23 protein-coding genes are annotated in these 26,620 nt (G+C 61.1%); 6 read left to right on the top strand and 17 right to left on the bottom strand.

What is annotated here, in order from left to right; translation table 11 throughout:
• From hydA to C1M53_RS21980, 4 genes are all read right to left on the bottom strand, one after another.
• Positions 1-1,452 carry a dihydropyrimidinase gene (hydA, locus tag C1M53_RS21995; RefSeq protein ID WP_129414171.1) on the bottom strand — a complete coding sequence of 484 codons (1,452 nt, stop codon included), beginning with the start codon at positions 1,450-1,452 and terminating at the stop codon, positions 1-3.
• The gene (locus tag C1M53_RS21990; protein WP_129414170.1) at positions 1,449-2,342 is read right to left on the bottom strand and encodes a hypothetical protein; all 894 of its coding nucleotides are present in this window, start codon (positions 2,340-2,342) and stop codon (positions 1,449-1,451) included. The genes hydA and C1M53_RS21990 overlap by 4 nt, the downstream gene beginning before the upstream one ends.
• Positions 2,343-2,360: 18 nt before the next feature.
• On the bottom strand, positions 2,361-3,611 hold the full coding sequence (locus C1M53_RS21985) for a Zn-dependent hydrolase (RefSeq protein WP_129414169.1): 1,251 nt from the start codon (positions 3,609-3,611) through the stop codon (positions 2,361-2,363).
• A gap of 73 nt (positions 3,612-3,684) precedes the next feature.
• Positions 3,685-5,013, bottom strand: coding sequence for an aspartate aminotransferase family protein (locus C1M53_RS21980; RefSeq protein WP_129414168.1), 1,329 nt, complete (start codon positions 5,011-5,013; stop codon positions 3,685-3,687).
• A gap of 241 nt (positions 5,014-5,254) precedes the next feature.
• On the opposite strand from C1M53_RS21980, the gene C1M53_RS21975 reads away from it, so the two are divergent.
• The 4 genes from C1M53_RS21975 (at position 5,255) to C1M53_RS32205 (ending at position 8,656) form a co-directional block, all read left to right on the top strand.
• Entirely contained in the window at positions 5,255-5,893 is a 639-nt protein-coding gene (locus C1M53_RS21975; RefSeq protein ID WP_129414167.1) for a TetR family transcriptional regulator C-terminal domain-containing protein, read from the top strand.
• A 122-nt stretch (positions 5,894-6,015) separates the two neighbouring features.
• On the top strand, positions 6,016-7,365 hold the full coding sequence (locus C1M53_RS21970) for a gluconate:H+ symporter (protein ID WP_129414166.1): 1,350 nt from the start codon (positions 6,016-6,018) through the stop codon (positions 7,363-7,365).
• Entirely contained in the window at positions 7,362-7,874 is a 513-nt protein-coding gene (locus C1M53_RS21965) for a gluconokinase (protein ID WP_245488241.1), read from the top strand. Before C1M53_RS21970 ends, C1M53_RS21965 begins: the two co-directional genes overlap by 4 nt.
• A gap of 71 nt (positions 7,875-7,945) precedes the next feature.
• Positions 7,946-8,656: a DUF4087 domain-containing protein gene (locus C1M53_RS32205; RefSeq protein WP_245488240.1), complete on the top strand. Its 711-nt coding sequence runs from the start codon at positions 7,946-7,948 to the stop codon at positions 8,654-8,656.
• Positions 8,657-8,659: 3 nt separating this feature from the next.
• On the opposite strand, the gene C1M53_RS21955 is transcribed toward C1M53_RS32205, so the two are convergent.
• The 7 genes from C1M53_RS21955 to C1M53_RS21925 form a co-directional block, all read right to left on the bottom strand.
• A complete protein-coding gene (locus C1M53_RS21955; RefSeq protein ID WP_165358211.1) occupies positions 8,660-9,022 on the bottom strand; it encodes a DoxX family membrane protein in 363 nt (120 codons plus the stop codon).
• A gap of 131 nt (positions 9,023-9,153) precedes the next feature.
• Entirely contained in the window at positions 9,154-9,540 is a 387-nt protein-coding gene (locus C1M53_RS21950) for a DoxX family protein (protein WP_129416306.1), read from the bottom strand.
• Positions 9,541-9,603: 63 nt separating this feature from the next.
• Complete coding sequence (locus C1M53_RS21945) at positions 9,604-10,062, bottom strand: carboxymuconolactone decarboxylase family protein (RefSeq protein ID WP_129414164.1); 459 nt, start codon at positions 10,060-10,062, stop codon at positions 9,604-9,606.
• Between the two features lie 26 nt (positions 10,063-10,088).
• Positions 10,089-10,601 carry an Rrf2 family transcriptional regulator gene (locus C1M53_RS21940; RefSeq protein ID WP_129414163.1) on the bottom strand — a complete coding sequence of 171 codons (513 nt, stop codon included), beginning with the start codon at positions 10,599-10,601 and terminating at the stop codon, positions 10,089-10,091.
• 112 nt (positions 10,602-10,713) lie between these two features.
• Positions 10,714-12,027: an NAD-dependent dihydropyrimidine dehydrogenase subunit PreA gene (preA, locus tag C1M53_RS21935; protein WP_129414162.1), complete on the bottom strand. Its 1,314-nt coding sequence runs from the start codon at positions 12,025-12,027 to the stop codon at positions 10,714-10,716.
• A 6-nt stretch (positions 12,028-12,033) separates the two neighbouring features.
• Positions 12,034-12,306 carry a hypothetical protein gene (locus tag C1M53_RS21930; RefSeq protein WP_129414161.1) on the bottom strand — a complete coding sequence of 91 codons (273 nt, stop codon included), beginning with the start codon at positions 12,304-12,306 and terminating at the stop codon, positions 12,034-12,036.
• A gap of 35 nt (positions 12,307-12,341) precedes the next feature.
• Positions 12,342-13,697, bottom strand: a complete 1,356-nt coding sequence (locus tag C1M53_RS21925) for an NAD(P)-dependent oxidoreductase (RefSeq protein WP_129414160.1) — start codon at positions 13,695-13,697, stop codon at positions 12,342-12,344.
• 266 nt (positions 13,698-13,963) lie between these two features.
• On the opposite strand from C1M53_RS21925, the gene C1M53_RS21920 reads away from it, so the two are divergent.
• A complete protein-coding gene (locus C1M53_RS21920; protein WP_129414159.1) occupies positions 13,964-14,740 on the top strand; it encodes a VOC family protein in 777 nt (258 codons plus the stop codon).
• 45 nt (positions 14,741-14,785) lie between these two features.
• Here the strand turns inward: C1M53_RS21920 and C1M53_RS21915 are convergent, their stop codons facing one another.
• Together C1M53_RS21915 and C1M53_RS21910 are read right to left on the bottom strand one after the other, a co-directional pair.
• The gene (locus C1M53_RS21915) at positions 14,786-17,221 is read right to left on the bottom strand and encodes an FAD-dependent oxidoreductase (protein WP_129414158.1); all 2,436 of its coding nucleotides are present in this window, start codon (positions 17,219-17,221) and stop codon (positions 14,786-14,788) included.
• Between the two features lie 88 nt (positions 17,222-17,309).
• Positions 17,310-18,848 carry a trimethylamine methyltransferase family protein gene (locus C1M53_RS21910; protein WP_129414157.1) on the bottom strand — a complete coding sequence of 513 codons (1,539 nt, stop codon included), beginning with the start codon at positions 18,846-18,848 and terminating at the stop codon, positions 17,310-17,312.
• Positions 18,849-19,063: 215 nt separating this feature from the next.
• Here C1M53_RS21910 and C1M53_RS21905 point away from each other — a divergent pair, with 215 nt between their 5' ends.
• Positions 19,064-19,654, top strand: coding sequence for a transglycosylase SLT domain-containing protein (locus C1M53_RS21905; RefSeq protein WP_129414156.1), 591 nt, complete (start codon positions 19,064-19,066; stop codon positions 19,652-19,654).
• Between the two features lie 238 nt (positions 19,655-19,892).
• On the opposite strand, the gene C1M53_RS21900 is transcribed toward C1M53_RS21905, so the two are convergent.
• The 4 genes from C1M53_RS21900 to C1M53_RS21885 form a co-directional block, all read right to left on the bottom strand.
• On the bottom strand, positions 19,893-22,403 hold the full coding sequence (locus C1M53_RS21900) for an ABC transporter ATP-binding protein (protein WP_245488239.1): 2,511 nt from the start codon (positions 22,401-22,403) through the stop codon (positions 19,893-19,895).
• A gap of 114 nt (positions 22,404-22,517) precedes the next feature.
• Positions 22,518-23,675, bottom strand: a complete 1,158-nt coding sequence (locus tag C1M53_RS21895; RefSeq protein ID WP_129414155.1) for an ABC transporter permease — start codon at positions 23,673-23,675, stop codon at positions 22,518-22,520.
• 12 nt (positions 23,676-23,687) lie between these two features.
• Positions 23,688-24,722 (bottom strand): ABC transporter permease, encoded by a 1,035-nt coding sequence (locus C1M53_RS21890; RefSeq protein WP_129414154.1) that lies wholly within the window; start codon positions 24,720-24,722, stop codon positions 23,688-23,690.
• A 152-nt stretch (positions 24,723-24,874) separates the two neighbouring features.
• Complete coding sequence (locus tag C1M53_RS21885; RefSeq protein ID WP_129414153.1) at positions 24,875-26,530, bottom strand: ABC transporter substrate-binding protein; 1,656 nt, start codon at positions 26,528-26,530, stop codon at positions 24,875-24,877.
• Positions 26,531-26,620: the final 90 nt, after the last annotated feature.

Here is a 26,620-nt window from a genome sequence, read left to right as displayed (position 1 = left end):
TCACACCCCCGTCGCAGGAATGCCGGTGCGCTCCACCTTGCGCGGCGAGGTGATCTCCTTCCAGGTCGACAGCGCCCGGTTGACGGCCCCGTTGGGTTCGCGCGCCACGAATTCGCCATGGCCGGCCTTGGTCTTCACCTCGGCTTCCTGGATGGTGAGTTCGCCGCGCGAGAAGACGAAGCGCGGCAGGCCCGTCACCTCGTAGCCCTCGAACACATTGTAATCGATCACCGACTGCTGGCTTTTCGACGAGATCGTCTTCTTGCGTTTCGGATCCCACACCACGATATCGGCATCCGCGCCTTCAACGATGGCGCCCTTCCGAGGATACATGTTGAGGATCTTGGCGATGTTGGTGGAGGTCACCGCCACGAACTCGTTCATGGTCAGCCGGCCCGTGTTCACGCCCGCCGTCCACAGCACCGGCATGCGGTCTTCCAGTCCGCCGGTTCCGTTCGGGATCTTGGTGAAATCGCCGACACCGAAACGTTTCTGCTGGCTGGTGAACGAGCAGTGGTCGGTAGCAACCACCTGCAACGATCCCGCCTGCAAGCCGGCCCACAGCGAATCCTGGTGCAATTTGTTGCGGAAGGGCGGGCTCATCACGCGGCGCGCGGCATGGTCCCAGTCCTTGTTGAAATACTCGGTCTCATCGAGCACGAGGTGCTGGATCAGCGGTTCGCCATAGACTCGCATGCCTTTCTGGCGTGCGCGCCGGATCGCTTCATGTGCCTGCTCGCAGGATGTGTGCACGACATAAAGCGGCACGCCAGCCATGTCGGCGATCATGATGGCACGATTGGTGGCCTCGCCTTCGACCTCCGGTGGGCGTGAATAGGCGTGAGCCTCAGGCCCGTTGTTGCCGGCAGCCAGCAGCTTCTGCGACAGCGCCGCAACCACGTCACCGTTCTCGGCATGCACCAGCGGCAGCGCGCCCAGTTCGGCGCAGCGCTGGAACGACGCATACATCTCGTCGTCGTCCACCATCAATGCGCCCTTGTAGGCCATGAAGTGCTTGAACGAGGTGATGCCCTTGTCGACGACGGACTTCATCTCGTTGAAGACCTGCTCGCCCCACCAGGTGACGGCCATGTGGAAGGAGAAGTCGCAGGCGGCCTTGGATGTCTTGTTGTCCCACATCTGCAGCGCTTCGAGCAGCGACTGCTGCGGCGCCGGCAGGCAGAAATCGACCACCATGGTAGTACCGCCCGACAGGGCTGCGCGCGTGCCGCTTTCGAAATCGTCGGCCGAATAGGTGCCCATGAAAGGCATTTCGAGATGGGTGTGCGGGTCGATGCCGCCCGGCATGACATAGCAGCCGGTGGCATCGAACTCATGGTCGCCATGCAGGTTCTGGCCGATCGCGACGATCTTGCCGTGCTGGATCAGCACATCGGCCTTCCACGTCCGGTCGGCCGTGACGATGGTGCCGTTCCTGATCACTCTGGTCATTGTTCCGCTCCTGAAACTAGGCTTTTTGTCGTTCTGCGTTTGAGTTTGCGCACATCCGCCAGGAAAGCGTCGAGTGTGCCATAGACCGGCACGACGACTTCCAGCGAAACATGCGGTAACTGCCTTTCCGAGGCGCAGATTCCGATCAGCTTTTCTTGATATTCCGGTGTCACCCACACGCGCGAGAATTCGATGATCTCGCCCACCACGTCCCGATAGAGCCTCGTCACCCGCACATGATGGGTGCGATAGATGGAGAAGCCGGAAACCAGCGAAAGCAGGACCGAGAAAGCGAGGATCACCAGCAGCAGATTCATGCTTCCGCCGTAGCCGGCAAACCACGCGTATATCAACGCTCCGACGGAGAAGAGCACGAAGGTCTTCGCGATCCTGAAGGTGGAATAAGTCCCCTCCAGCCGCTCGCGATACTTCTCCTTGCTCTCCTGGTCCATCTCGCGAAGCTTCCGCTTGAATTCATAGAGGCGCTGGTTTTCTTCGTCCGTATGCTCTTCGCCGCGGGCGTCACGCAGCACCTCGAAAGCCTTCAAGGTCAGGTCGTCGAGCGCCAGCCATCCGGACACCGGGACAATCGCAGGCGGCAGGTACTTCCCGATCGCCTCGAACGCGACGTAGACAATATGGATCGTCGTCAAGAACACGAACAGGATCAAAAGCAGCGCGAAATCCGAGACACCGAGAATGTCGAAAATACGCTGGTAGTTCTCCACCACGTTGTTCACCAGATCGACATTGGGCAAGAACCCCTCCGAAACGCTACCGACAGTGAGAAAGCCCGAAAGCACGTAGAAAACCACTCCCGCCACGACCAGCCGCGATGTCATGAAGTTCGAGAGTCTGATGACCCCGTTGAGGAGTGTATCGACGTCCATGCCCCCGGTATTGCCCTCCTAGATGATGATCTCCGCAGTCTCAGCCACCGCATGGAACAGCACGTCGCAACCGGCAGCGGCCCATTCCTTCGAGATGTCTTCGGCCTCATTGTGCGAAAGCCCGTCGACGCAAGGACACATCACCATCGTGGAAGGCGCAACCCTCGCCGTCCAGCAGGCGTCATGGCCCGCCCCGGAAATGATGTTCATGTGCGAATAGCCGAGCTTCTCCGCTGCCGAGCGCACCCGGGCGACCAGCGTCGGATCGAAGGTGACCGGATCGAAATGACCGACTGCCTCGACCGAGCAGCCGACACCCAGTTCCCTGGCGATCCGCGCTGCATCGGTCTCGATTGCTGCGCGCATCCGATCGAGCTTCGCCTGTTCGGGCGAACGGATGTCGACGGTGAAGACGACGGTGCCAGGGAGCACATTGCGTGAGTTGGGCGAGAACTTGACCTGGCCGACGCCACCGACGGCGCCAGGCTGGTTGTCCATCGCCACTTTCTGCACCATCTCGAAGATACGTGCCATGGCAAGCCCGGCATTGACGCGCAAGTTCATCGGCGTCGAACCGGTGTGCGCCTCCTTGCCGGTCAAAGTGAATTCCAGCCACCACAGGCCCTGCCCGTGGGTGACGACACCGATCTGCTTGTTTTCGGCTTCGAGGATCGGCCCCTGCTCGATGTGATATTCGAAATAGGCGTGCATCTTGCGCGCGCCGACCTCTTCATCGCCTAGCCAACCGATGCGCTTCAATTCATCGCCGAAATTCTTGCCGTCGGGATCCTTGCGCGAATAGGCATAATCCAGCGTATGCACGCCGGCAAAGACGCCGGACGCCAGCATTGCCGGCGCAAACCGCGCGCCTTCCTCATTCGTCCAGTTGGTGACGACGATCGGATGTTTGGTCCTGATGCCGAGATCATTCAGCGTGCGGACGACTTCCAGCCCGGCAAGCACACCGAGCACGCCGTCATATTTGCCGCCGGTCGGCTGCGTATCGAGATGGGAGCCGACATAGACCGGCAGCGCATCTGGGTCCGTGCCCTCGCGACGGGCAAACATGGTGCCCATCTTGTCGATGCCGGTCTCGAGGCCTGCGGCATCGCACCAGCGCTTGAAGAGGTGCCGCCCCTCCCCGTCCTCATCGGTCAGGGTCTGGCGATTGTTGCCGCCGGCAACGCCCGGCCCGATCTTGGCCATCTCCATGAGACTGTCCCACAGACGATCGGGATTGATGCGCAAATTCTCGCCGGGTGCGGCCATTATGGTCCTCTCATTGTCTTTCAGCGTTGCGGCCGGCGGTTCCCGACGCCGGCCGCAACGTTTGGCTTGCGCCTTAGTCTACGGCTCTCAAAACCTCGCGCACGTGGTCGATCAGTTCGTTGATCTGGCCCTTGGTGATGATGAGCGGTGGCGACAGCGCAATGATGTCGCCGGTGGTACGGATGAGCGCGCCGCGTTCGAAGGCCTTCACGAAGGCCGAAAACGCACGCTTGGTCGGCTGACCGGCAATCGGCGCGAGTTCGATGGCGCCGATCAGGCCGATGTTGCGGATGTCGATGACGTTCGGTTCCCCCTTGAGCGAATGCAATGCATCTTCCCAATAGGGTGCAAGTTCTTCACCGCGGGTCAGCAGACCCTCTTCCTTGTAGGTGTCCAGCGTGCCGAGTGCTGCGGCACAGGCGATCGGATTGCCCGAATAGGTGTAGCCATGGAAGAACTCGATCATGTGATCGGGGCCGTTCATGAACGTGTCGTGGATTTCCTTGGTCACGAACACCGCGCCCATCGGGATGACGCCGTTCGACACGCCCTTGGCTGTGGTGATGATGTCTGGCGTCACGCCGAAATAATCGGCGGCGAATGGTGCGCCGAGGCGACCGAAGCCGGTGATGACTTCGTCGAAAATCAGCAGGATACCGTGCTTGGTGCAGATTTCGCGCAGGCGCTGCAGATAGCCCTTCGGCGGCAGGATGACGCCGGTCGAACCGGCAACCGGCTCGACGATGACGGCGGCGATGGTCGAAGCATCGTGCAAGGCAACGATGCGTTCCAGTTCGTCGGCAAGCTCAGCGCCATGTTCCGGCACGCCCTTGGTGAAGGCGTTCTTTTCCGGCAGGTGGGTGTGCGGCAGATGGTCGACGCCGGTCAGCAGCGTGCCGAACATCTTGCGGTTGTTGACGATACCGCCGACCGAGATGCCGCCGAAGTTGACGCCGTGATAGCCACGCTCGCGGCCGATCAGGCGGAAGCGCGAACCGTTGCCCTTGGCGCGATGATAGGCGATCGCCATCTTGAGCGCGGTGTCGACCGATTCCGAACCGGAATTGGTGAAGAAGACATGGTCCATGCCCTTGGGCGCGATGTCGACCAGCCGGTTCGCCAGTTCGAACACGATCGGATGGCCCATCTGGAAGGCAGGTGCGTAGTCGAGTTCCGCAGCCTGGTTCTGGATCGCCTCGGTGATCTTCGGACGGCAATGGCCGGCGTTGACACACCACAGGCCGGCGGTGCCATCGAGGATCTTGCGACCGTCGGAAGCCGTGTAGTGCATGTCCTTGGCTGCCACCAGCATGCGGGGCGCCTGCTTGAACTGCCGGTTCGCCGTAAACGGCATCCAGAATGCACTGAGATCGTTCGGCGTTACCTTGAGCCGATTGGACATGACCAAGCCTTTCCTTTCACTGCTTCGTTTCGGTGCGGCCAACGCTTGGTCTTCGGCGCATTTTCATGCTACGCAAATTTTTGACCGGATGGACAAACGTTAGCACCGCCATGGTGACGGTCAAGGGATTACTAGCGGAAATGCCGCATTCGAAGCGCGCTCCACAGCCCAGCAAAAACTGGTCCAGACAATTGGTCCAGTTCACCCTGAACGCCTTGTCTTGCAAAGGGCTTCTGACGACATGAACGCCCCAGCCCCTCGCCGCACCCGTATCCAGCAGGAAAAGCGCGAGCTGATCCTCGAAGCCGCGCTCGAAGTGTTCTCGACCCACGGCTTCCGTGGTGCGACGATCGACCAGATCGCCGAAGCGGCGGGCATGTCGAAACCGAATCTGCTCTACTATTTCCGCCGCAAGGAAGAAATCCACGAAACGCTGATCCAGCGCCTGCTCGACACCTGGCTGGGACCGCTGCGCGAACTCGACGATGTCGGCGACCCGCTGACGGAACTGCGCAGCTACATCCGCCGCAAGCTGGAGATGGCACGTGACTATCCGCGCGAGAGCCGGCTGTTCGCCAACGAGATCCTGCAAGGCGCTCCGCGCATCATGCCGCTGCTGGAAGGCGAGCTGAAAAGCCTCGTTGAGGAGAAGGTCACCATCATCAAGGGCTGGATGCGCGCCGGCAAGATCGTCCGCACCGACCCCTGGCACCTGATCTTCTCGATCTGGGCCACCACGCAGCACTACGCCGATTTCGACGTGCAGGTGCGCGCGGTGCTTGGACCCGACCTTGGCGGCGACGGCCGCTTCGAAGATGCGGCGCGCTTCCTGGAGCAGCTTTTCCTCGACGGGCTGAAGCCGAAGAACATCGCCGGCTGACTCCTGCCGTCGTTTCAGTCTCTTACCTTCTCTTTCCACAGCAAGTGGAAACTTACCCCCGTGCCGTTGACCTTGCCGGCAATCGTGCGAAGTAATGCGCCTGGGGGCATGGAGGACACTGCATGGAACACGCTGCCACCGCTGGCGATGCCCAACTGATCGTTGCCGCACTGGCCGGCATCGCCGCCATCGTCCTCCTGATAAGTTGGCTGAAGCTCCATCCTTTCCTGTCGCTGTCCATCGGCGCGCTCGGCGTCGGTCTCGGCGCCAATCTTGGCGCCGCAGCTTCGGTCGCATCCTTCACCAAGGGCTTCGGCACGACCATGGCCGGTGTCGGCCTCCTGATGGGACTGGGGGCGATGTTCGGCAAGCTGCTGGCTGATTCCGGCGGCGCCGACCGTATCGTCGACACGCTGGTGGGACGGTCCAGGCCCGAGATGTTGCCGTGGACGATGGGACTGGTCGGCGCCATCATCGGCTTGCCTATGTTCTTCGAGATCGGCCTTGTGCTGCTGATGCCGGTTATCCTGCTGGTCAGCCAGCGGTCCGGCCAGTCCATCGTCAAGATCGCCATTCCCACGCTCGCCGGACTTTCGGCCATGCACGGCCTCGTGCCACCGCACCCCGGGCCGCTCGTCGCAGTCAGCACGCTTGGTGCCAACCTCGGCCTGACGCTCGGCCTCGGCGTGCTCATCGCCATACCGACCGTCATCATCAGCGGACCGATCTTCGCCACCATCGCTGATCGCTGGGTCAAAGTGCCGACACCGGAATTGTTCGGACAGGCAGGCGGGACCCGGTTCGACGCGTCCTCACAGCCGAGCTTTGCCACCGCGGTCGCCGCGATCCTGCTTCCCGTCGTGCTCATGCTCGCCCGCGCGATATCGGAAATCGTTGCGCCCGGCTCCAAGGCCCTGCTTCCATCTGCCCTGCACGTTCTGGGCGAGCCGCTGATCGCATTGGGAATTGCCGTGATTGCCGGCGCCTTGATGTTCCGGATGCCCAAGGCCGCCGTAGCTCACAGTCTCGAAAGCTCGCTTGGACCCATCGCAGGCATCCTTCTCGTGGTCGGTGCCGGCGGCGGCTTCAAGCAGGTCCTGGTCGACACAGGTATCGGCGCGGTCATCGCCAATGCGATCACCGGCAGCGGCCTGCCGGTGATGTTCCTGGCCTGGTTTGTCGCGGTGCTGGTGCGCGTCGCCACCGGCTCGGCAACCGTCGCGACGGTGACAGCGGCCGGCATCCTGGCGCCGGTCGCGGCCGGGCTGCCTCCTGCCCAGGGCGCACTTATGGTTCTTGCCATCGGCTCCGGCTCGCTCTTCCTCTCGCATCTCAACGATGCCGGCTTCTGGCTGGTGAAAGGCTATCTCAACATGGACATCGGCCAGACGCTCAAGACCTGGACGATGATGGAGTGCATCATTTCCGTCTGCGGCCTGATCGGCGTCCTCATCCTCGGAGCATTCCTGTGACGCCTCTCGTCGTCATCGTCATGGGCGTATCGGGTTGCGGCAAATCGACGATTGCCGGCCTGGTGGCGGAGCGACTGCATTGGGATCTGCTCGAGGGCGACGAGCTGCATCCGAAGGCCAATGTCGACAAGATGAGCCATGGCATCCCGCTCGACGACGACGACCGCCGGCCCTGGCTGGAGGCCATTGCACGCTGGATCGAGGGCCGCATCCAGTCCGGGCGTCCCGCCCTCGTCACCTGTTCCTCGCTCAAACGATCCTATCGCGACATCCTGCGAGGCAAGAGCCCAAAAGGCGTCGTCGCCTTTGCCCACCTTTCCGGCTCCCGCGAACTCCTCATGGAGCGCATGAAGGCCCGCAAGGGTCATTTCATGCCAGCCAGCCTGCTCGATTCCCAGCTCGCGACATTGCAGCCCCTGCAACCGGACGAGGCCGGCATCGTCATCGACATTGGCGATATCCCCACCGAAGAAGCGGATCAGGTCATCGAACGCCTGCATCTCGCCTGAGAAAGCGTGCTTCTCGCCTTGCACCCAATCTGCCCGCATGCAGAATTAGCGGCCGTGCATATAGGGGGAAAATGATGCGCCTGACACTGCTCGCCGCCAGCCTGGCCATAGCCTCTTCCTTGGTGGCACCGGCTTCAGCCGCCGAAACGAAGGTTCCGGCTGCCGCACAAGGCACGTGGGCCGAGGCTGGCAGGTGCGGCGGCAACACGGTCACCTTCACCGCCAAAACGCTGCAATACAAAGGACAGCAAGCTCAGGCCGTCTTCTTCACACCGAAGGAAAGCCCGCGTGGCTACGGCGCCATCCACTACAGGCAGGAAGGCAACGTCGACAACTTCGAATATGCCGACGACAAGGACCAGATGCTCTACAATCCGGAAGGGTTCGGCATGGGCAAATCGGTGCTCTACAAGCGCTGCGCCAGCGCATCCGCGTCAACTGCTTCCGGCGACAAAAGCGCAGCCGGACAGGCGGAAAACCGTTGTGGCTGGTTGGTCAATCCGACACCCGGCAACTGGTGGCTGGTCGACAAGGACGCGATGTGGGTATTCGCAACGCAAGGCAATGCCGAAGGTGCCGTGGCCGCCGGCATGGATAAACTGCCGGATTTCGATCCGACCCAATACGTCAATTCCAATGGCAACTATGGCTATGGCTGCGCCTGTGTGAAGCTCATCACCGACCCGGCGACCAGGACGGTAAAGAGCATAACTGGCGGCAAGACCCTGCCGCTCGCAACCTGCAGGAAGGACAAGAGCCTGCCAGCCGAGAGCAAATTGTAGGCATCAGCAAGCGCCGGCAATGACCATCAGGAGACCACCGGCCAGCGTGATGTTGACCAGCGTGAAATAGACGTGCGGGTCGCGCTGCTGCCCCTGGAACAGAAACAGATTGTGGTAGAGCGCGGTCGCCAGCGCCAGGAAGACGATCAGCGCCAGCGCCGCCGGAACGACCCAGAAACCCAGGATGAGCAGCAGGCCACCGATCAGCTGAACCGCAAAGCCGGCAGCCATTACGGGTGCCGGCAGCAGCCACCCGTAATTGGTGGCGCCGGACCTGCGTTCGTTGAAACGGGCGATGTTACGGATGCCCGCGATCAGGAAGAACGCGCCAAAGATGCAGCGTCCGATCAGCATCAAGGTTTCCATGCCATCCATCCCCCAGGCGTTCGAATCAGCACCGTGCACAGTGCCTTGTTTTGACGCAATTCCGGACGCAAAACCGCTACGCACTTTTGCTGGAATTAGCCTCGACCTTGAAGCGTTCTCCCGGCATGCGGTCAAGCCTGCAGCGAATTTGCGATCAGCGCCAGGATGGCGCCGGCCAGCGCGACATTGCCGACGACGCCGTTGATCTTTGCGACGCGGTCCGGCCCCGGCTGGTAGTCCCAGAAATTGTGGAACATGGGCGTGGCCGCGATCAGGAACAGCAACAGCAGCGTCGCTGAGGCCGCGGTGCAGACGCCCGCTATCAGCAGGATACCGGCGGCAACCTGCACCACAATACCGAGCCAAAGAACGGCCGGCGCCTGCGGCACGCCGCGCGCGCTCATGAGTTGCGCCACGAATGCCCGGTTCTGGATATTGCGCAAGCCCGCGAAAATGAAGGCTCCTCCCAGCAGCAAACGGCCAACAAACAGAATCTCTTTATGAAAATCAGCAAGCATCATCTTGATCCCCAATAGAAAAAGGGCGCATCACCTGCACCCTTTCGAACCATAGCTCCGATATCAGGCAGCCTTGGCAGTCGGCACCGGATGGATGGCGTGGAACGTCACGCACAGCCGATTCCAGGTGTTGATCATGGAGACCGCGACTGTCAGTTTGACCAGTTCTTCCTTTGAGAAATGCTTGAGCCCCTCCTGGTAGAGTTCGTCCGGCACGCCGGCATCGGCAATCCTGGTCACCGTCTCCACCCATTTGAACGCCATGCGCTCGCGTTCGCTGAACAGCGGCGATTCCTTCCAGGCTGCGACAAGATAGAGACGCTGCTCGCTCTCGCCGTCCTCGCGGGCCTCTCGGCTGTGCATCTCCACGCAATAGGAACAGCCGTTGATCTGGGAGGCACGCAGCTTGACGAGATGCAGAAGACCCTTGTCGATCCCGCTTTCTTCCACCGCCCTGTTGAGGCTGGCGACGTATTTCATCAGCTGAGGAGCCTCGGCGAAGAAATCTAACCTGGGTTGCATGGTCGGTCCTTTCCTGGGTTTCATGGTTATGATCGGGAGGCGGATTTTTGCGGCCGGGCATGCTGCGCGGCAAAGGCGCAGGCGGCGTGGACGACACGTGAGTCGGCATCAGCCATGAATTCGGTGACGATGTCGGAGAGTTTTTCCGCGGCGAGTGCCGCTCGATAGGCACGCTCGGCGCGCAGCATCGCGGCATTGATTCCGCAAGGCTGCACATAAGCCGAGGCATCGATCCTCGCGGGACTGTTGCGGCGGATTTCGCCGCATCTGAATGCGGGGCGCGGACCTTCGACGGCCAGCACGATGTCGAGCAGCGAGATCTTCTCCGGTACACGCGCCAGGCGATATCCGCCGGACGGGCCAGGTACGGATTCGAGGATGCGGGCAGCCGTCAACGCCTGCAGATGCTTGAGCAGATAGCTGGGTGAAAGACCGAAAGCTTCAGCCAGCGCGGAGGCCGGCATGGTTGCTCCGCCCTCGACCCCGGCGAGCATGGCAGCGGAATGGATCGCCGCTTCTACGCCTTCGCTCAGCTTCATGCTCGCCTCTCCTTAATCATGGATATTTATTATCGTGGATATTTCTTATCGTCAATAGAGCGATGAAAAAGGCGGTGCATCGCTGCACCGCCTTTTTGTTGCTCGTCTGCGCCTATTCGGCGGCAACCTTGGCCATCGGGTTGTTGGGATGCGTCGTCCAGTTGGCATAGACCGGCTCGACCGTCTTGCCGGTGCGCTGGTCGAGCGTCCCGGCAGCCAGCGGCACCATGGTGATGCAGCCATCGACCGGGCAGACATTGACACAGAGGTTGCAGCCGACGCACTCGTCCTCCATCACTTCGAAATGGCGGACGCCATCGACCATCGAGGTGATCGCCTGGTGTGACGTGTCTTCGCAGGCGATGTGGCAGCGGCCGCATTTGATGCAGGCGTCCTGGTCGATATGTGCCTTGGCGATATAGTTGAGGTTGAGATACTGCCAGTCGCTGACATTCGGGGTCGCGCGCCCGATGATATCGTCGAGCGACCTGTGCCCCTTCTCGTCCATCCAGTTTTCCAGGCCGGCGATCATTTCCTGCACGATCTTGAAACCGTAGGTCATCGCCGCCGTGCAGACCTGTACGTTGCCGGCCCCCAGGGCCAGGAACTCGGCCGCGTCGCGCCAGGTGGTGATACCACCGATCCCGGAGATAGGCAGGCCATGCGTTTCTGGATCACGCGCGATCTCGGCGACCATGTTCAGCGCGATCGGTTTCACCGCTGGACCGCAATAGCCGCCATGGCTGCCCTTGCCGTCGATCGAGGGCTCCGGCGAGAAGCTGTCGAGATTGACGGAGGTGATCGAGTTGATGGTGTTGATGAGGGACACCGCATCGGTGCCGCCCGATCTGGCTGCCCGTGCCGGCTTGCGGATGTCGGTGATGTTCGGCGTCAGCTTGGTGATCACCGGCATGCGTGAGTACTGCTTGCACCAGCGCACCACCATCTCGATATATTCCGGGACCTGGCCGACCGCGGCACCCATGCCGCGTTCGCTCATGCCGTGGGGGCAGCCGAAGTTCAGCTCGATGCCGTCGGCTTCGGTTTCTTCCACAAGCGGCAGGATCGCCTTCCAGCTGTCCTCGACGCAGGGCACCATGATCGAGGCGATCAGCGCACGGTCCGGCCAGTTCTTCTTCACCTGCTTCATTTCACGCAGGTTGGTCTGCAGGTCGCGGTCGGTGATCAGTTCGATGTTGTTGAGGCCGAGCAGCCGGCGGTCAGCGCCCCAGATCGCGCCATAGCGCGGCCCGTTGACGTTGACCACCGGCGGGCCTTCCTCGCCCAATGTCTTCCAGACCACGCCGCCCCAGCCTGCCTTGAAGGCGCGCTCGACATTGTAGGCCTTGTCGGTCGGCGGCGCTGACGCCAGCCAGAACGGATTGGGTGATTTGATGCCGACGAAATTGTTGCGGATGTCCGCCATGGCTTCTTACTCCGCGTTTCGGGAAAAGAATGTTGTGTTGCGATCGACGGTACGGCGCGGATCCGCGCCGGCCTCACGGGCGTGCCTGACGAGTCCGGTCCAAAGCGCGTCATCGGTGATCGCCTCGGCGCCTTGTTTGCCGAGCTTCGATTTCACCAGATCAAACAGCTGTCCCATTGTAACGAGCTGCTCCGCTTCCGCATTTTCGAACCTGATGGCAAAGGCCCGTTCAATGGCCTCGATCATCTCGATCTCGTCGCCGTCACCCCACAGATCCAAGGAATTCGCCTTGTGGGGAGACAGCCGGATCATCGTCAGCCCATCAATGTCCGATGGATGCTCTCGGCTGCGTCGCGCCCTGCTGCGACAGCCGAGACGGTGAGGTCCTCGCGGCTGTCGACGACACAGTCGCCACCGGCCCAGACCTTGGCCAGCGAAGTGCGACCTTCGCCGTCGACCTTGATGCGGCCATTCTCCAGCGCGATTGCCTGACCACTGCCGTTCAATGCCGCCGGCACGAAGGACTGGCCGATCGCCTTGAACACCTGGTCGGCGGCGAGCCTCAGCGTTTCGCCGGTGCCGACAAGCTTGTCGCCTTTCATCGCAGTGTATTCGAGTTCGATCGCAATCGCCTTGCTGCCGTCAGCGATGACTTTCTTCGGCTGCAGCCAGTGCCGGATGGTGACCCCGTTGGCGGCGGCCAGATCCTGCTCGAATTCCGAGGCGTTCATGTCTTCCTTGCCGCGGCGGTAGCAGATCGTCACCTCTTCGGCGCCGAGCAGTTTCGACTGCACGGCTGCATCCACGGCGGTCATGCCGCCACCGATGACGACAACGCGGCGACCAACCGGCAGGCTGCCGAGATCACTCGCCTGTCGCAGCTCCGCGATGAAGTCGACCGCATTGGCGACACCGTCGCTGTCCTCGCCGTCGGCCCGCAACGCGTTGACCCCACCCAGCCCCATGCCGAGGAACACGGCATCGTACTGCCTGGTGAGTTCGGAAAGCTGATAGTCGCGGCCCAATGCCTTGCCGTTCTCGATCGTGATGCCGCCGATCGCGGTCACATAGTCGACTTCGGCCTGGGCGAAATCGTCGACGCTCTTGTAGGCGGCGATGCCATATTCATTCAGGCCGCCCGATTTCGGCTTTGCCTCGAGCACGGTCACGTCATGGCCATGGCGCGCGAGCCGGTGTGCGGCGGCGAGCCCGGCAGGCCCGGCACCGACGACAGCGACTTTCCTGCCTGTCGACTTCGCGCGGCTGTAGAACTGCTTGCCCTCCTCCATCGCCACGTCCGTGGCGTAGCGCTGCAGCCGGCCGATCTGCACCGGCTTGCCCTCAGCGGTCTCGCGCACACAGACTTCCTCGCACAGCGTCTCTGTCGGGCAGACACGGGCGCACATGCCGCCAAGGATATTCTGGTCGAAGATGGTCTTGGCGGAACCGAGCGCATTGCCGGTCGAAATCTGCCGGATGAACATCGGGATGTCGATGGATGTCGGGCAGGCCTGCATGCACGGTGCATCATAACAGAAATAGCAGCGGTCGGATTCAACCAGCGCTTCATGATGATCGAGTGGTGGATGCAGGTCGGAAAAATTGTCGGCATAAACATCGGGCGAAAGCCGGCCGCCGGCTATGCCTTCCTTGAAATGACCAGTCGTCATTCCGGTTCCCCATTGTTGTGGTTTTGAGGGAAGGCTAGCACGTTTTATTTTTTTATCAATTGGTCAATTTTCGAGTTAAAGGCCTGAAAAGACTAGAAAATAACATGACTTTTATTGTCATGATTTAGCTCGAGTATTTGCTGCGCTGCGGAAAATTTCTTGACCGCTGTCGAAATTGCGTCCGCGTCTTCGTCTTATGATTGCCGGCAGGAAAATCATGATCCGACAGCCGGCGTAGACAGCCCGGGAACACAAGGGAGAATGACATGCCCAATTCCGCGAAATCCTTCTTCTGGTACGAGTTGATGACGACCGACCTCGATGCCGCGGAGGCCTTCTATACCGCTGTGGTCGGCTGGCGAGCCGAACCATTCGACAAGGCGCCTGGTTCGCCGCGCTACATCGTCGTCAATGCAGGCGATCGCGGCGTCGGCGGCTTGATGACACTGCCGGAAGAGGCCGCGAGGATGGGCGTTCCGACAGCCTGGATGGGTTACTTCCCCACCAAGGATATCGATGCTTCGGTCACGGCCTTGAAGGGTGCCGGTGGAGTTGTCCATCGACCGGTCGATGATATCCCCGGCGTCGGCCGTTTTGCCGTGGTAGCCGATCCGCAAGGGGCGGCGTTCATGTTCCTGGAACCGAACGGTCCCGACCAGCCGCCGGTCCCGCTGAACACGCCGGGCCATGTCGGTTGGCATGAACTCTACACCAGCGATTGGCAGAAGGCCTTCGACTTCTACTCAGACCAGTTCGGCTGGGTGAAGGACGAGCCCTTCGATATGGGTCCCATGGGCATCTATCAGCTCTTTTCAGTCGGTGGAGAGCGTGCAGGCGGCATGATGAACAAACCGGAACAGATCCCCGTGCCGGTCTGGTTGTTCTACTTCAATGTCGACGGCATCGACGAAGCCGCCAAACGCGTGACCGACCACGGTGGCAAGGTCGTCATGGGACCTATGGAAGTACCCAACGGCCAATGGATCGTGCAATGTACGGATCCGCAGGGAGCTTACTTTGCGCTCCTCGCGCCGAGCCGCTGAGCGACAACGCCAGCAGGAGATGCAATACGCCTCCTGCTGACATGGCTACCCGCGCAGTCGTTCCTGATTGCCGTCGAACAGCGGCACCGGCTGCATGCGGGCAGCATGGCGACGGCCAAGATATTCAATCTCGAAGCCGCCGCTTTCGTCCGCGATCTCCTTCGGCACATAGCCCATAGCCACCGACGTGCCGGAATGGTGTGCGTAGCCTCCGGAGGTCACCCACCCGCGAACCGCACCGCCATGCCAGATCGGCTCGTCTCCGATCACATCCGCATCGACGGCATCCACGACAAAGCTCCGCAGCCTCAACTTTCCGCCGGACGCACGCTCGGCCGCAACAGCTTTCTTGCCGATGAACTCCGCAGGTTTCGAATACGCGACGAAGCGGTCAAGCCCAGCCTCCAGAGGTCCATAGATCGGTCGGTACTCCCGTGCCCACGATCCATAATTCTTCTCCAGTCGCAGCGCATTGAGCGCGCGCGAACCGAACAGCCCGATGCCGAATTCTTCACCCGCCGACAGCAGCGTTTCAAAGACATGGCGCTGGTGTTCCGGCGCCATCCAGATTTCGTAGCCGAGATCACCGGTGTAACTCACACGACCGACCAGACATGGTGCCATGCCAATATCGAAATGCCTGATGTCCATGAATTTGAAGGCAGCAGGCGACACGTCGGCATGGGTAGCCTTGGCCAGCACATCCCGCGCAAACGGTCCGGCGATCGACAGGCCGACACGGTTCAATCCGAGAGCCTCGATCCGCACCGAACCGTCGCCGGGCAGATGCCGCTCGAACCAGCGCATGTGGTATTGTTCTGCAACGCCTGATCCGGCGATGAACCATTCCCTATCACCGTCCGTACCGACATTGGCGAGCGAAAAGTCACCGATCAGCTTGCCATCCTCCTTCAGCATCGGCGCGAGGGTGATGCGTCCTGGCGCCGGCAGTTTGCAGGCAAGCAGTGTATCGAGCCAGGCCTCCGCACCCTCCCCCGTCACCCGATACTTGGCGAAGGAAGAAATCTCGGACAGCCCGACGCGCTCGCGAACGGCCTTTACTTCGGCGGCAACGTGCTCAAAGTCCGTCGAACGCCGCCAGGAGAATTCATCGCGCACTCCCTCCGGCGCATACCAGAGCGGCACTTCCAGCCCATAGGCAGCGCCGAACTGCGCGCCGTGCACGGCGAGCTGGTCGTAGATCGGCGTGGTCTTCAGCCGCCGCGCTGCCGGCAATTCCTCATTCGGGAAACGAATGGAGAAACGGCGCGAATAGTTCTCGCGCACCTTGGCGTTCGTATAGGCCATCGAAGCCCAATCGCCATAGCGCGCGACGTCCATGGCAAAGATGTCGGCACCGGGGTCGCCATGCATCATCCAGTTCGCGAGGGCTAGGCCGACACCGCCGCCCTGGCTGAACCCCGCCATGACGCCGCAGGCTGCCCAGAAGCCCGGCAATCCACGCACCGGACCGACGAGCGGATTGCCATCGGGCGCGAAGGTGAACGGGCCGTTGATGATCTGCTTGATGCCGGTGTTCTGGAACGCCGGGAAATGCCGGAACCCCACTTCCAGCGACGGCGCGATGCGGTCGATATCGGGCTCAAGCAATTCGTGGCCGAAGTCCCATGGCGTCACCCGTTCCGACCACGGCTTGCCGGCCTTCTCGTAGGTCCCCATCAGCATGCCGCCACGCTCCTGGCGCAAATAGAGTTCGCCGTCGAAGTCGACGGCATGCATGATCTCGGTACCGGTCTTCTTGTTCCAGGCTGCGACCTCGGGCATGTCCTCGGTGATCAGATACATGTGCTCCATGGCAAGCACCGGCAGCTCCAGCCCGACCATCCTGCCGACTTCACGCGCCCACAGGCCACCGGCATTGACGACATGCTCGGCCACCACCTCGCCCTTGTTGGTGATGACCCGCCACATCCCGTCGGGTCGGCGCACGATATCCTCGACCTTGGTGAAGCGCTCGATTGCCGCTCCCAGCTTGCGCGCCGCCTTGGCATAGGCATGCGTGACGCCGGAGGGATCCAGGTGACCATCCTCCTTGTTGTGAATGGCCCCAACGAATTGGCCAGGATCGATGAGCGGCATCAGCGCAGCCGCTTCGCGCGGCGAAATCTCTTCGAGTTCGATGCCAAGGTAACGTCCCTTGGCCACCATGTTGCGCAGCCAGTCCATGCGTGCCTCGGTGGCCGCAAGGAAAACACCGCCGGTCAGATGCACACCTGTCGCCTGCCCGGACAGCTCCTCGATCTCCTTGTAAAGGCTGATCGTGTACTTCTGCAGCTTCGCGACGTTGGGGTCGCCGTTGATCGTATGCATGCCCCCGGCGGCATGCCAGGTGGAGCCGGACGTCAGTTCGTCCCTCTCGACAAGCACGATGTCTGTCCAACCGGCGCGCGCGAGATGGAACAGCACCGAGCAGCCGACGACACCGCCTCCGATGACCACGACCCTTGCATGCGACTTCATTGCTCTTCCTGACAATTCAACGAGTTGTAGGGAGTTGGAGAATCTTCACGGGAGGACGTTGAATCAGTTTCACAACTCGGCGCGGCGATCACGGCTCTCCCGCTCCGATCCCTTCCTTGCGCTTGGCCATATAGGCCTCAAGGGCCTCGCGCCGGGCAGCATCCATCGGCGGCTGCACATACTCGGCCAGCGCCTTCTTCCACAGCCCGGTCGCACGCTGCGTCGCATCGAGGGCGCCGGCTTCCGTCCATGCCTCATAGTTCTGCCAGTTGGAGAGCGCCGGCTGGTAGAAGGCCGTGGCGTAGCGCTCCAGCGTGTGCGGCTCGCCAAAGAAATGCCCGCCGGTCGGCACACCCGCCAGCGCGTCCAGCGCCAGTTCACCGTCGTCGACGGCGATCGGGCGAAGGAATTCCATCATGTGCTGGATCATCTCGATATCGATGATGAACTTCTCATAGGAAGCAGTCAGGCCGCCTTCCTGCCAGCCGGCTGCATGGTAGACGAGATTGCCGTGACCGAGCACGGCGCCCCACAACGCCATCAGCGTCTCATAGGCACCCTGCGCGTCGGCGGCGTTGGAGGCCGAGCCCGGCGTGGTTCGGTAGGGCAGATTGTATCGTCGTGCCAACTGTCCCGAAGCGATGTTGGCCTTGGTGTTTTCCGGCGTGCCGAAGGCCGGCGCGCCCGAGCGCATGTCGACATTGGAGGTAAAAGCACCATACACCACCGGGCAGCCGGGCCGAACCAGCTGAGCAAGCGTGATCCCGAACAGGGCCTCGGCGTTCTGTTGCGCCAATGCCCCGGCCAATGTCACCGGGCTCATTGCTCCCATCAGGGTGAACGGGGTCACGCAGGCAGATTGGCCGAACTCGGCCATGGTCATCAGCCCGTCCGCCATCATCTCGTCGAAGCGCCTCGGTGAATTGACCGAGATGACGGTACCGACACCAGGATCATCGGCAACTTCCTCGAGAGAGAGCCCACGCGAAATCGCCATCATCGTGATGCCATCCAGCGCCCTGCCCCGGCCGATGGCCGACACGTGGAATGGTTTGTCGGTCAGCGTCAGATTGGCGAAATAGGTATCGAGATGACGCGTATTGGCCGGCAATTCGATCGGCGCGCAGACCTGGTTGCCCAGCATGTGAATGCAGTTGAAATGCTGGGCAAGGCTGACCAGCTCATGATAGTCGCGGAGATTGCCGGCGCGACGACCACGCTCGAAATCGTGCACGTTGGGTGGCCCTGCAACGAGCGTGAAATTGATGATGTTGCCGCCGAACGTCAATTGGCGGGCAGGATTGCGGGAAGCCAGTTCGTAGGACGGCGGCGCTGTCTTGAGCGCCTCGGCTACCAGCCCGCGATCGAGCCGTACTGTCATGGTGCCGTGATCGACATCCGCTCCGGCACTTTGAAACACCCCAAGCGCGCGCCGGTTCATCACCTCGATGCCGAGGTTTTCCAGGATATGCAGCGATGCGTGGTGAATTGCTTCGACCTGATCGGCGGACAGCAGTGCCATTGGCGGATAGGGATTTTCCACCCGGCGCGGCGGCAGTTGCGGGATTGGTGCCCCGGCTCTGGAATGGACGCGTTCGGCGCTGCGTCTGGCGCGAAGTGCGGTCATGACCGCATCAGAACGCCGTTCGGCTCATCTTACTATCAAAAATACGTCATACCCGGACGAGATTTTATCTTCAGCGTCATTTTTGTTCAATTGGCAATACTAATACGACACTGAATGTCGAATTATCAATAACTCCTGTCTTTGCCTTGCCTTCGCCCAACAGGTTAAGAAGCGGCGCAAGACTCCTTTTATGATTTGCGACTAATGCTTTCGCCATGCGTGCGTACAGTTTTAGTCGAGTTTTAGCGGTCGGTTCCGTGCTGGTGCTTGGCGCCTGTGCAACGGCCCCAAACCGCATCAACGATGTGTGCGCCGTGTTCGACCAACGCGATGGCTGGTTCAACGACTGGCGTTCGTCGGCGGAACGCACACAGCGTAAATACGGCATTCCGGTGCATGTGCTGATGGCGACCGTGCGCAAGGAATCCGGCTTCAACAGCACCGCCCGCCCGCCACGCACCAAGCTGCTTGGCTTCATCCCATGGACGCGCGTCTCCAGTGCCTATGGCTATTCGCAGGCACTCGACGGCACCTGGAGCCAGTATCGGCGTGAAAGCGGCAACTTCACCGCAAGCCGCACCAATTTTGCCGACGCCGTGGACTTCGTCGGCTGGTATCACACCAAGACGGTCGACACCTACGGCGTGGCCCGCGACGATGCCTATAACCTCTACCTCGCCTATTACATGGGCTGGGGTGCCTACAAGCGCGGCGACTGGCGCGGCAACAGCGGCATTCAGCGCTATGCGCGTGATGTCTCGGCCATGGCCGACCGCTATCGTGGTCAGCTGCAAAGCTGCCGCTAATGTGCCAACGGCTGCGGTTACCTGGGTTTCCGGCCGAACACCCGCACATATTCCTCTTCGCCGCCATCGGCGAGAGCCTTGGCCTGCCTGATCCACTCATCGCGTTCGGAACGTCCCAGCAGCATCAGTCGCTTGTCGACCCACTCCCGCTCGGGTTCTGACCAGCCGGCGATCTGCGCAAAGCGATAGACGCCGAAATCGTTCAGAACGATCTCGATCTGTGGCCCAATGCCGACGATCAGCTTGAGATCGTCGGGTTCAGCGGTCGTGCCATCCCCGCTGGCCGGCCCAGGTCAGCAGGATCGATCGGCTCTGCCGGAACTGGTGGTTCGACGGGCGCAGATACCACCTTGTTGCTCGCAGCGGCTTTTGCCGGCCTGGCTGACCCAGCCTTTGCTTTGGCACTCTTTGCCAGGCTCACTTTTTTCGACGTTTCAGTCGCTTTGACGATGGTCTTCCTGGCCGCCGATTTTTGCGAGGCAACCGGTGGTTCTGCCTCTGCTGCCTCGACCTTCTTCGCCGTCCTGGTGGACTTGCGGGCAACAGCAGGTTTGCGAGCTGGCTTTTTATCGTCGGTAGAGGCGGAAGCAGAACCCACGTGGACAATTCCAGCGGCGTCGTCCGGGATGCCTTCGAGCGCCGCATGCTCCTTGTCGAAACGGATCACCGGCTCCATGGTCGCCAGGACTTCGTCGGACAGCCAGCACAAGGACCGGTGCCCACCGCCGAGTTCCTTCAGCGGCGGTACTTCCTTCTCGCAGCGGCCATCGGCCACCAGATGTTTGTAGCGGCAGCGTGTCTGGAACGGACATCCGGTCGGCGGATTCATGGCCGAGGGTATATCCCCCTCCAGCACGATATGTTTCTTCACCACCGAAGTGTCTGCGATCGGGATCGCCGACAGCAGCGCCTCGGTATAAGGGTGATAGGGCGGTGAAAATATCTGGTCGGTCGTGCCCTGCTCGACGATGTGGCCGAGATACATGACGACGACGCGGTCGGCGATGTAGCGCACGACGGACAGGTCGTGGCTGATGAACAGCATGGTCGTCTTGTTCTTGCGCTGGATGTCCATCAACAGCTCGGTGACGGCTGCCTGCACCGAAACGTCAAGCGCCGAGACAGGCTCATCCGCCACCACGACCCTGGCTGAACCGGCAAAGGCACGCGCCACGCCAATGCGCTGTTTCTGTCCGCCGGAAAGCTGCCGCGGCTTGCGCTCGGCGAACGCCCTCGGCAGCTTCACGAGATCGAGTAGCTCCAGCATGCGCTGCTTGCGATCGGCGACCGTCTTGCCGACATTGAATTTCTCCAGCGTACGAATGATCTGCGAGCCGACCGTGTGGCTGGGATTCAGCGTGTCGAACGGGTTCTGGAACACCATCTGGATGGCGGACACCGTGTCGACGCTACGCTTCTCAATGCCGGTGGACTGGATCTCGCTGTTGCCGAGCGTAACCTTGCCTGAGCTTGCCGTCTCCAGGCCGAGCAGGACCTTGGCCAGCGTCGACTTTCCGCAGCCGCTTTCGCCAACGATGGCGACGGTTTCGCTTTCGCGTGCCTCGAAGCTGATCGTCTCGTTGGCCTTGACCGTACGGCCCTCGCCACCACCAAACACACCGCCGGCACCGACGTGATAATACTTCTTCAGGTCATCGATCTTGAGGACCGGCGCGCCGGGCTTGACCGGCTCGGCGGATTTCTTCGCGCCTGGCGGCAACGCCGCCCAGTCGATCTCGTTGAAACGCACGCAGCGTGAGAAATGCCCTTCGTGACCTTCGACATCGATCATCGGGATTTCGGCGGCATTGCAGACGCCTTCGACGAAATGGTGGCAGCGCGGTCCGAAGTTACAACCCTTCGGACGTTCATGCGGCAGCGGCAACTGGCCCGGAATGGCGATCAGCGGCCTTTCATTCTTGTCGGCACCGGGCAGCGGGATCGAGCGGAACAACCCTTGTGTATAGGGGTGCCGCATGCGGTCGAACACGTCCTCGATCCTGCCTGTTTCGACCGCCTCACCCGAATACATCACCGTGATCTTGTCGCAGGTTTCCAGGATCAGCCCCAGATTGTGCGACACGAAGATCATCGAAGTGCCAAACTGCTGACCGAGGCCCTTCACCAGTTCGACGATGCCGGCTTCCACCGTCACGTCGAGCGCGGTGGTCGGCTCGTCGAGCAAAAGCAGCGCCGGCTTGGACAACAACGCCATGGCGATGACGATGCGCTGCTGCTGGCCCCCGGAAAGCTGGTGTGGATAGGAGCGCATCATGCGTTCCGGATCCGGCAGCTTGACCGCGCGTACCATTTCCAGCGAGCGCTTGTAGGCCTCGTCCTTCGACACCTTGTCGTGGATGAGCGGTACTTCCATCAGCTGCTGGCCGATCTTCATGGCCGGGTTCAGCGAGGCCATCGGCTCCTGATAGATCATGGCGATCTTGTTGCCGCGGATGGAGCGAAGCTCCTCCTCGGTCATCTCGCCCATATCCTTGCCCTGGAACTTGATGCGCCCGCCGACGATCCTGCCGACATTGGACAGGTCCCGCATTATGCCGAGCGACACAGTCGACTTGCCGCAACCGCTTTCGCCGACGATGCCCATCGCTTCGCCCGGCATCACCGTGCAGGAAAAATCCATCACCGCCGGTATCTCGCCCTTGCGGGTGAAAAACGAGATCGACAGGTTCTCGATCTCGATGATCGGCTGGGCATTGGCGGTGTTCGTGGCTTTTACGGCTTCGTTCATGGCGTCGCCCTCACTGGAGCGTTTCCGTTTTTCACGGAAACGCGGATACGCTCTAGTTCTTTGTTTTACGCAATTCCGGACGGAAAACCGTCACGCACTTTTCCTGGAATAGCTCTAGTCCTTCATTGATTGTTCACGCAGCGAGTCGGCGAGCAGGTTCAGTCCCAGCACGAACGACATCAGCGCGATCGTCGGCGGCAGCGCAGGGTGGATAAAGGAGCGCAGCAGGCGGCTGGCATCCTTGATCGCGGTGCCCCAGTCCGGACTTTCCGGAGCCAGACCGAGACCGAAATAGCCCAACGTACCAAGCAGGATGGTGGTGTAGCCGATGCGCAGGCAGGCATCCACGATCAACGGTCCGCGCGCGTTGGGCAGGATTTCCCAGAGCATGATGTACCACGGGGTCTCACCGCGCGTCTGGGCCGCTGCCACGTAGTCGCGCGTCTTGATGTCCATGGTCAGGCCACGCACGATTCGGAACACACCGGGCGAAGATGCAAACACCACCGCCACGAAGATGTTCAGCTGGTTCGGCTCGATGTGGACGATCCGCAATGGGTCGGCGTCGAACACCAGGCCGATATAGATCCAGCCACCGATCACCAAAGTCAGGCCCATGAGCCAGTAGAGCCGGTCAGGCCTGTTCTTGTAGCGGGTCCAGAACAGCACGGAGAAGAAGATGATCGGAAACAGAAAGAACAGGCCCGCCATCGCATAGGGGATCGGCGTGTCCATGATGCCCGGCGTGACCAGCAGGTAGAACAGCAGGATCACCGGGAACGCCAGCACCAGATTGGCCAGGAACGACAGCACCGTGTCGATCTTGCCGCCGTAATAGCCGGCCGGCAGGCCGAGCGTGATGCCGACCATCAGCGCAAAGCCGGTTGCAGCGGGCGCAATGATCAGGACAATCTGGCTGCCATAGACCATGCGCGAGAAGATATCGCGCGCCAGCTTGTCGCCGCCGAACAGGTACACGCCTTTGGAGGCAGGCTCGATGGCTCCTGGCAGCGCGTCCTTCATCACCGATATCTGGCTGAGCGGATCGAAAGGCGCGACGGTCGAAGCGAAGATCGCCGTGAAGAGCCAGAACAGGCAGATGACGACGCCAGCTATGCCGACGCTGCTGTCGAAGAGCTGGCCGTAGAGGCCGAGCCGTTTCTTGTAGGTGAAGCTGACGCCCAGCACGATGGCCAGCGCGAGCCATACCGGCCAGAAGCGCGCCAGAACGCCGATGATGATGTTGAAGGCACCGATAAATTCGATCTGCATCGCTTGCCCTCCCTACTGCACACGGATGCGCGGGTTGAGGTACGCATAGCCGACATCCGAGATCAGCTGGGTGATCAGCACGATGAACACCGAGACCAGGGAACAGCCAAGCAGGAGGTCGATGTCATTGTTGCCGGCGGCTTCCACCAGCGTGTAGCCGAAGCCCTGGTAGCGAAACATCGTCTCGACAATGACGACACCAGTCAAAAGCCACGGGAACTGCAGCATGATGACCGTGAAAGGCGCGATCAGCGCGTTGCGCAGCGCGTGCCTGACGACCACCTTGGAGAAGGACAGGCCCTTCAGCCGCGCCGTGCGGATGTATTGCTGCGTCATCACCTCGACCATCGAGGCCCGTGTCATGCGTGCGATGTAACCGATGCCGTAGATCGCCAGCGTTATCACCGGCAGCGTGAAATTGTAGAAAGTGATGCCTTGCGCGGCCGATGCCGCGGAGCCGTTCAGCCAACCGAGCCAAGAGGCAAAAATGACGGTGAAGAAGACACCAGAAACATATTCGGGCGTCGCCGTCGTAATGATCGAGGCGACCGACAATATTCGATCCGTGCGTGACCCTTCGCGCATGCCCGCAAGAATGCCGACGAGCAACGAGACCGGCACCATCACCACAAGCACCCAGAACATCAGGATGCCCGTCGCACGCAATGCCGGAAAAAGCTTGGCGGCGACCGTGGTCTTGAATTTGGTCGAGCAACCGAAATTACCCTGCAACACACCCGAATAGGCTGGTTCGACCGGTTCGTTGCAGAAGGAAAAACGCGCGGACGCCTTGCCGGTCGCCGGATCGACGATGGCCTCCTTCTTCAGGACGCCCAGCCATTGGCCGTAGCGGACGAAGAAGTTCTGCCGGTAGCCATTCTTGACCAACCAGCTTTCCAGCTGTTCGGCTGGAGCCCGCATCTCGGTCTGGCTGATCGCCAGCTTCTTCAGGTTGGGCTCGAGATTCACCAGAAAGAAAACGACCAGCGTCAGGCACAGCATGGTCAAGAGAATGGTGCCGATACGTCTGGCTATGAATGAGAGCATTGCGTCCCCCTGCCGGCCGGGTTGGGGTCAGAAGCGATCAACCCTGTGTCAAAAATCTTTTTGGATTTAGGGCCGCCGCGACAAGGGGCGTCGCGACGGCGATGCCACCGGGTACGGAAGACATGTGTCTTCCGTACCCGCCGAACGATCAATCAAGCCTGCTCGAGCCAGACCTTGCCGAAGTCATGCTCGTAGGTCGGGTGCATCGAGTGGTTCTTCACCTCGGGCTTGATGTTGATGTAGAGCTTGCGCCAGTAAGGCTGGATAATGATTCCGGAATCCTGCAGCGTCTGCTCGATATCCTTCATCACGGCCTTGCGCTTCTCGGCATCGGCGATCCCAAGCGCTTCGTTCACCTTCTTGTCGAAATCCGGATTGGCGTAGGCCGTTTCGTTCCAGGCTTCGCCGGTGCGGTAGGCGATGGCGATGACCTGGATGCCCAGCGGACGCATGTTCCAGTTGGTCTCCGAGAACGGGTACTTCGTCCAGTCGTTCCAGAAGGTCGAGCTCGGCAGGACCGTGCGCTTCACCTTGATACCAGCCTCGCGCAACTGCGCTGCAATCGCGTCGGTGGTGTTCTTGTGATAGTCCTCGTCATTGCTGATCAGCTCGTGCTCGAAGTCGAGCGCACCGGCTTCCTGCAGCATCTGCTTGGCCTTGGCGGGATCGCGCTTGACCTTGGGCAGTTCCACATATTCCGGATGGATCGGCGCAACGTGGTGGTTCTCGCCGGGCGTGCCGGCGTTGCCGTAGCCGAGTTGCAGCACGGTCGCATTGTCGACCGCAAGGCACATCGCCTGGCGCACCGTCTGGTTGTCATAGGGCTTGGCCTTGACGTTGAAGCGGGAACACACGGTCGCCGCCGTCACCACTTCCGAAGCCGGCGCGCCGACATCGGCGATGATCTTGATATAGTCTGCGGTCGTTTCATGGTTGGTGTGCACCTCACCGGACTCGAACGCGGCAACGGTAGCCGCCGGGTCGGTGCCGTAGTCGATGAACTCGACGCCATCGAGCAGCGCCTCGCCGCCCCACCACTTGCCGGTCTCGCGGCGCTTGTACACCACCTTCTGGCCGACATCGTAGGAGACGAGCTCGAACGGGCCGGTGCCGATCGGGCAGTTCTTGAAGTTGGCACCCTTCTCGTCGAACGTCTTGTGAACGACGAGTGCAGGATAGTCGGTCATGTTGGCGATGATGGCGATATCCGGGCTGGTCAGCTTCAGCTTGACCGTCATGTCGTCGACTTTTTCGACCGAACCTTCGCGCAGCTTCTTGGTCTTCTCGTCGACCAGGCTGCCGAGACGACCGGGCATCGAGTTGCCTTCCGCGGCCTTGTCGGCCCAGCGGGTCAGATTGTAGATCACGTCATCGGCGGTGAACTTGTCACCATTGTTCCATTCGACGCCCGGACGCACATGCAGAGTATACTCCGTGGCATCGTCGTTGATCTCCCACTTCTCGAGGAGATAAGGCTCGAAGGTGTATTGCTTGGTGTACTTCACCAGCGGCTCGAGCGCCTGGCGCTCGGCATTGGAGATTTCCGACCAGTCGGCGGTACGCGGATCCTTGGGATCCTTGACGTTCATCGCCACCTTCAGCACACCGCCTTTCTTGGGCGTTTCCTGAGCCTGGGCGGGCGTCGGCACGGCGATACCCAGCAGGCCATAGGCCATCGCCGTCGAAGCGCCGAAAATGCTGGCCATCGCCAGGAACTCGCGACGATCGATGCCACCTGACTTGGCCTGTTCGGCCATCGCCAGGATATGATCCGGAACGCGATCGCCATTGCTTTCATAAGTTGTCATGACTAGCTCCCATTATTGGCTTTTCGCCTTTTAACATTCCGCACCTGACCGCCGTTGTCAAAGAACGGCCAGCGTGAGAACTCACGGCAA

Source organism: Mesorhizobium sp. Pch-S, from assembly GCF_004136315.1.
GTDB lineage: Bacteria > Pseudomonadota > Alphaproteobacteria > Rhizobiales > Rhizobiaceae > Mesorhizobium.
Note: the sequence above shows the minus strand (reverse complement) of the source record. Positions and strands in the feature narration are given on the sequence as shown.

Bases quoted from the DNA above. Each gene is read 5' to 3' on its own strand.
- hydA (WP_129414171.1), bottom strand. From the start codon at position 1,452: ATGACCAGAGTGATCAGGAACGGCACCATCGTCACGGCCGACCGGACG.
- C1M53_RS21990 (WP_129414170.1), bottom strand. From the start codon at position 2,342: ATGGACGTCGATACACTCCTCAACGGGGTCATCAGACTCTCGAACTTC.
- C1M53_RS21985 (WP_129414169.1), bottom strand. From the start codon at position 3,611: ATGGCCGCACCCGGCGAGAATTTGCGCATCAATCCCGATCGTCTGTGG.
- C1M53_RS21980 (WP_129414168.1), bottom strand. From the start codon at position 5,013: ATGTCCAATCGGCTCAAGGTAACGCCGAACGATCTCAGTGCATTCTGG.
- C1M53_RS21975 (WP_129414167.1), top strand. From the start codon at position 5,255: ATGAACGCCCCAGCCCCTCGCCGCACCCGTATCCAGCAGGAAAAGCGC.
- C1M53_RS21970 (WP_129414166.1), top strand. From the start codon at position 6,016: ATGGAACACGCTGCCACCGCTGGCGATGCCCAACTGATCGTTGCCGCA.
- C1M53_RS32205 (WP_245488240.1), top strand. From the start codon at position 7,946: ATGATGCGCCTGACACTGCTCGCCGCCAGCCTGGCCATAGCCTCTTCC.
- C1M53_RS21955 (WP_165358211.1), bottom strand. From the start codon at position 9,022: ATGGAAACCTTGATGCTGATCGGACGCTGCATCTTTGGCGCGTTCTTC.
- C1M53_RS21950 (WP_129416306.1), bottom strand. From the start codon at position 9,540: ATGCTTGCTGATTTTCATAAAGAGATTCTGTTTGTTGGCCGTTTGCTG.
- C1M53_RS21945 (WP_129414164.1), bottom strand. From the start codon at position 10,062: ATGCAACCCAGGTTAGATTTCTTCGCCGAGGCTCCTCAGCTGATGAAA.
- C1M53_RS21940 (WP_129414163.1), bottom strand. From the start codon at position 10,601: ATGAAGCTGAGCGAAGGCGTAGAAGCGGCGATCCATTCCGCTGCCATG.
- preA (WP_129414162.1), bottom strand. From the start codon at position 12,027: ATGGCGGACATCCGCAACAATTTCGTCGGCATCAAATCACCCAATCCG.
- C1M53_RS21925 (WP_129414160.1), bottom strand. From the start codon at position 13,697: ATGACGACTGGTCATTTCAAGGAAGGCATAGCCGGCGGCCGGCTTTCG.
- C1M53_RS21920 (WP_129414159.1), top strand. From the start codon at position 13,964: ATGCCCAATTCCGCGAAATCCTTCTTCTGGTACGAGTTGATGACGACC.
- C1M53_RS21915 (WP_129414158.1), bottom strand. From the start codon at position 17,221: ATGAAGTCGCATGCAAGGGTCGTGGTCATCGGAGGCGGTGTCGTCGGC.
- C1M53_RS21910 (WP_129414157.1), bottom strand. From the start codon at position 18,848: ATGACCGCACTTCGCGCCAGACGCAGCGCCGAACGCGTCCATTCCAGA.
- C1M53_RS21905 (WP_129414156.1), top strand. From the start codon at position 19,064: ATGCGTGCGTACAGTTTTAGTCGAGTTTTAGCGGTCGGTTCCGTGCTG.
- C1M53_RS21900 (WP_245488239.1), bottom strand. From the start codon at position 22,403: ATGAACGAAGCCGTAAAAGCCACGAACACCGCCAATGCCCAGCCGATC.
- C1M53_RS21895 (WP_129414155.1), bottom strand. From the start codon at position 23,675: ATGCAGATCGAATTTATCGGTGCCTTCAACATCATCATCGGCGTTCTG.
- C1M53_RS21890 (WP_129414154.1), bottom strand. From the start codon at position 24,722: ATGCTCTCATTCATAGCCAGACGTATCGGCACCATTCTCTTGACCATG.
- C1M53_RS21885 (WP_129414153.1), bottom strand. From the start codon at position 26,530: ATGACAACTTATGAAAGCAATGGCGATCGCGTTCCGGATCATATCCTG.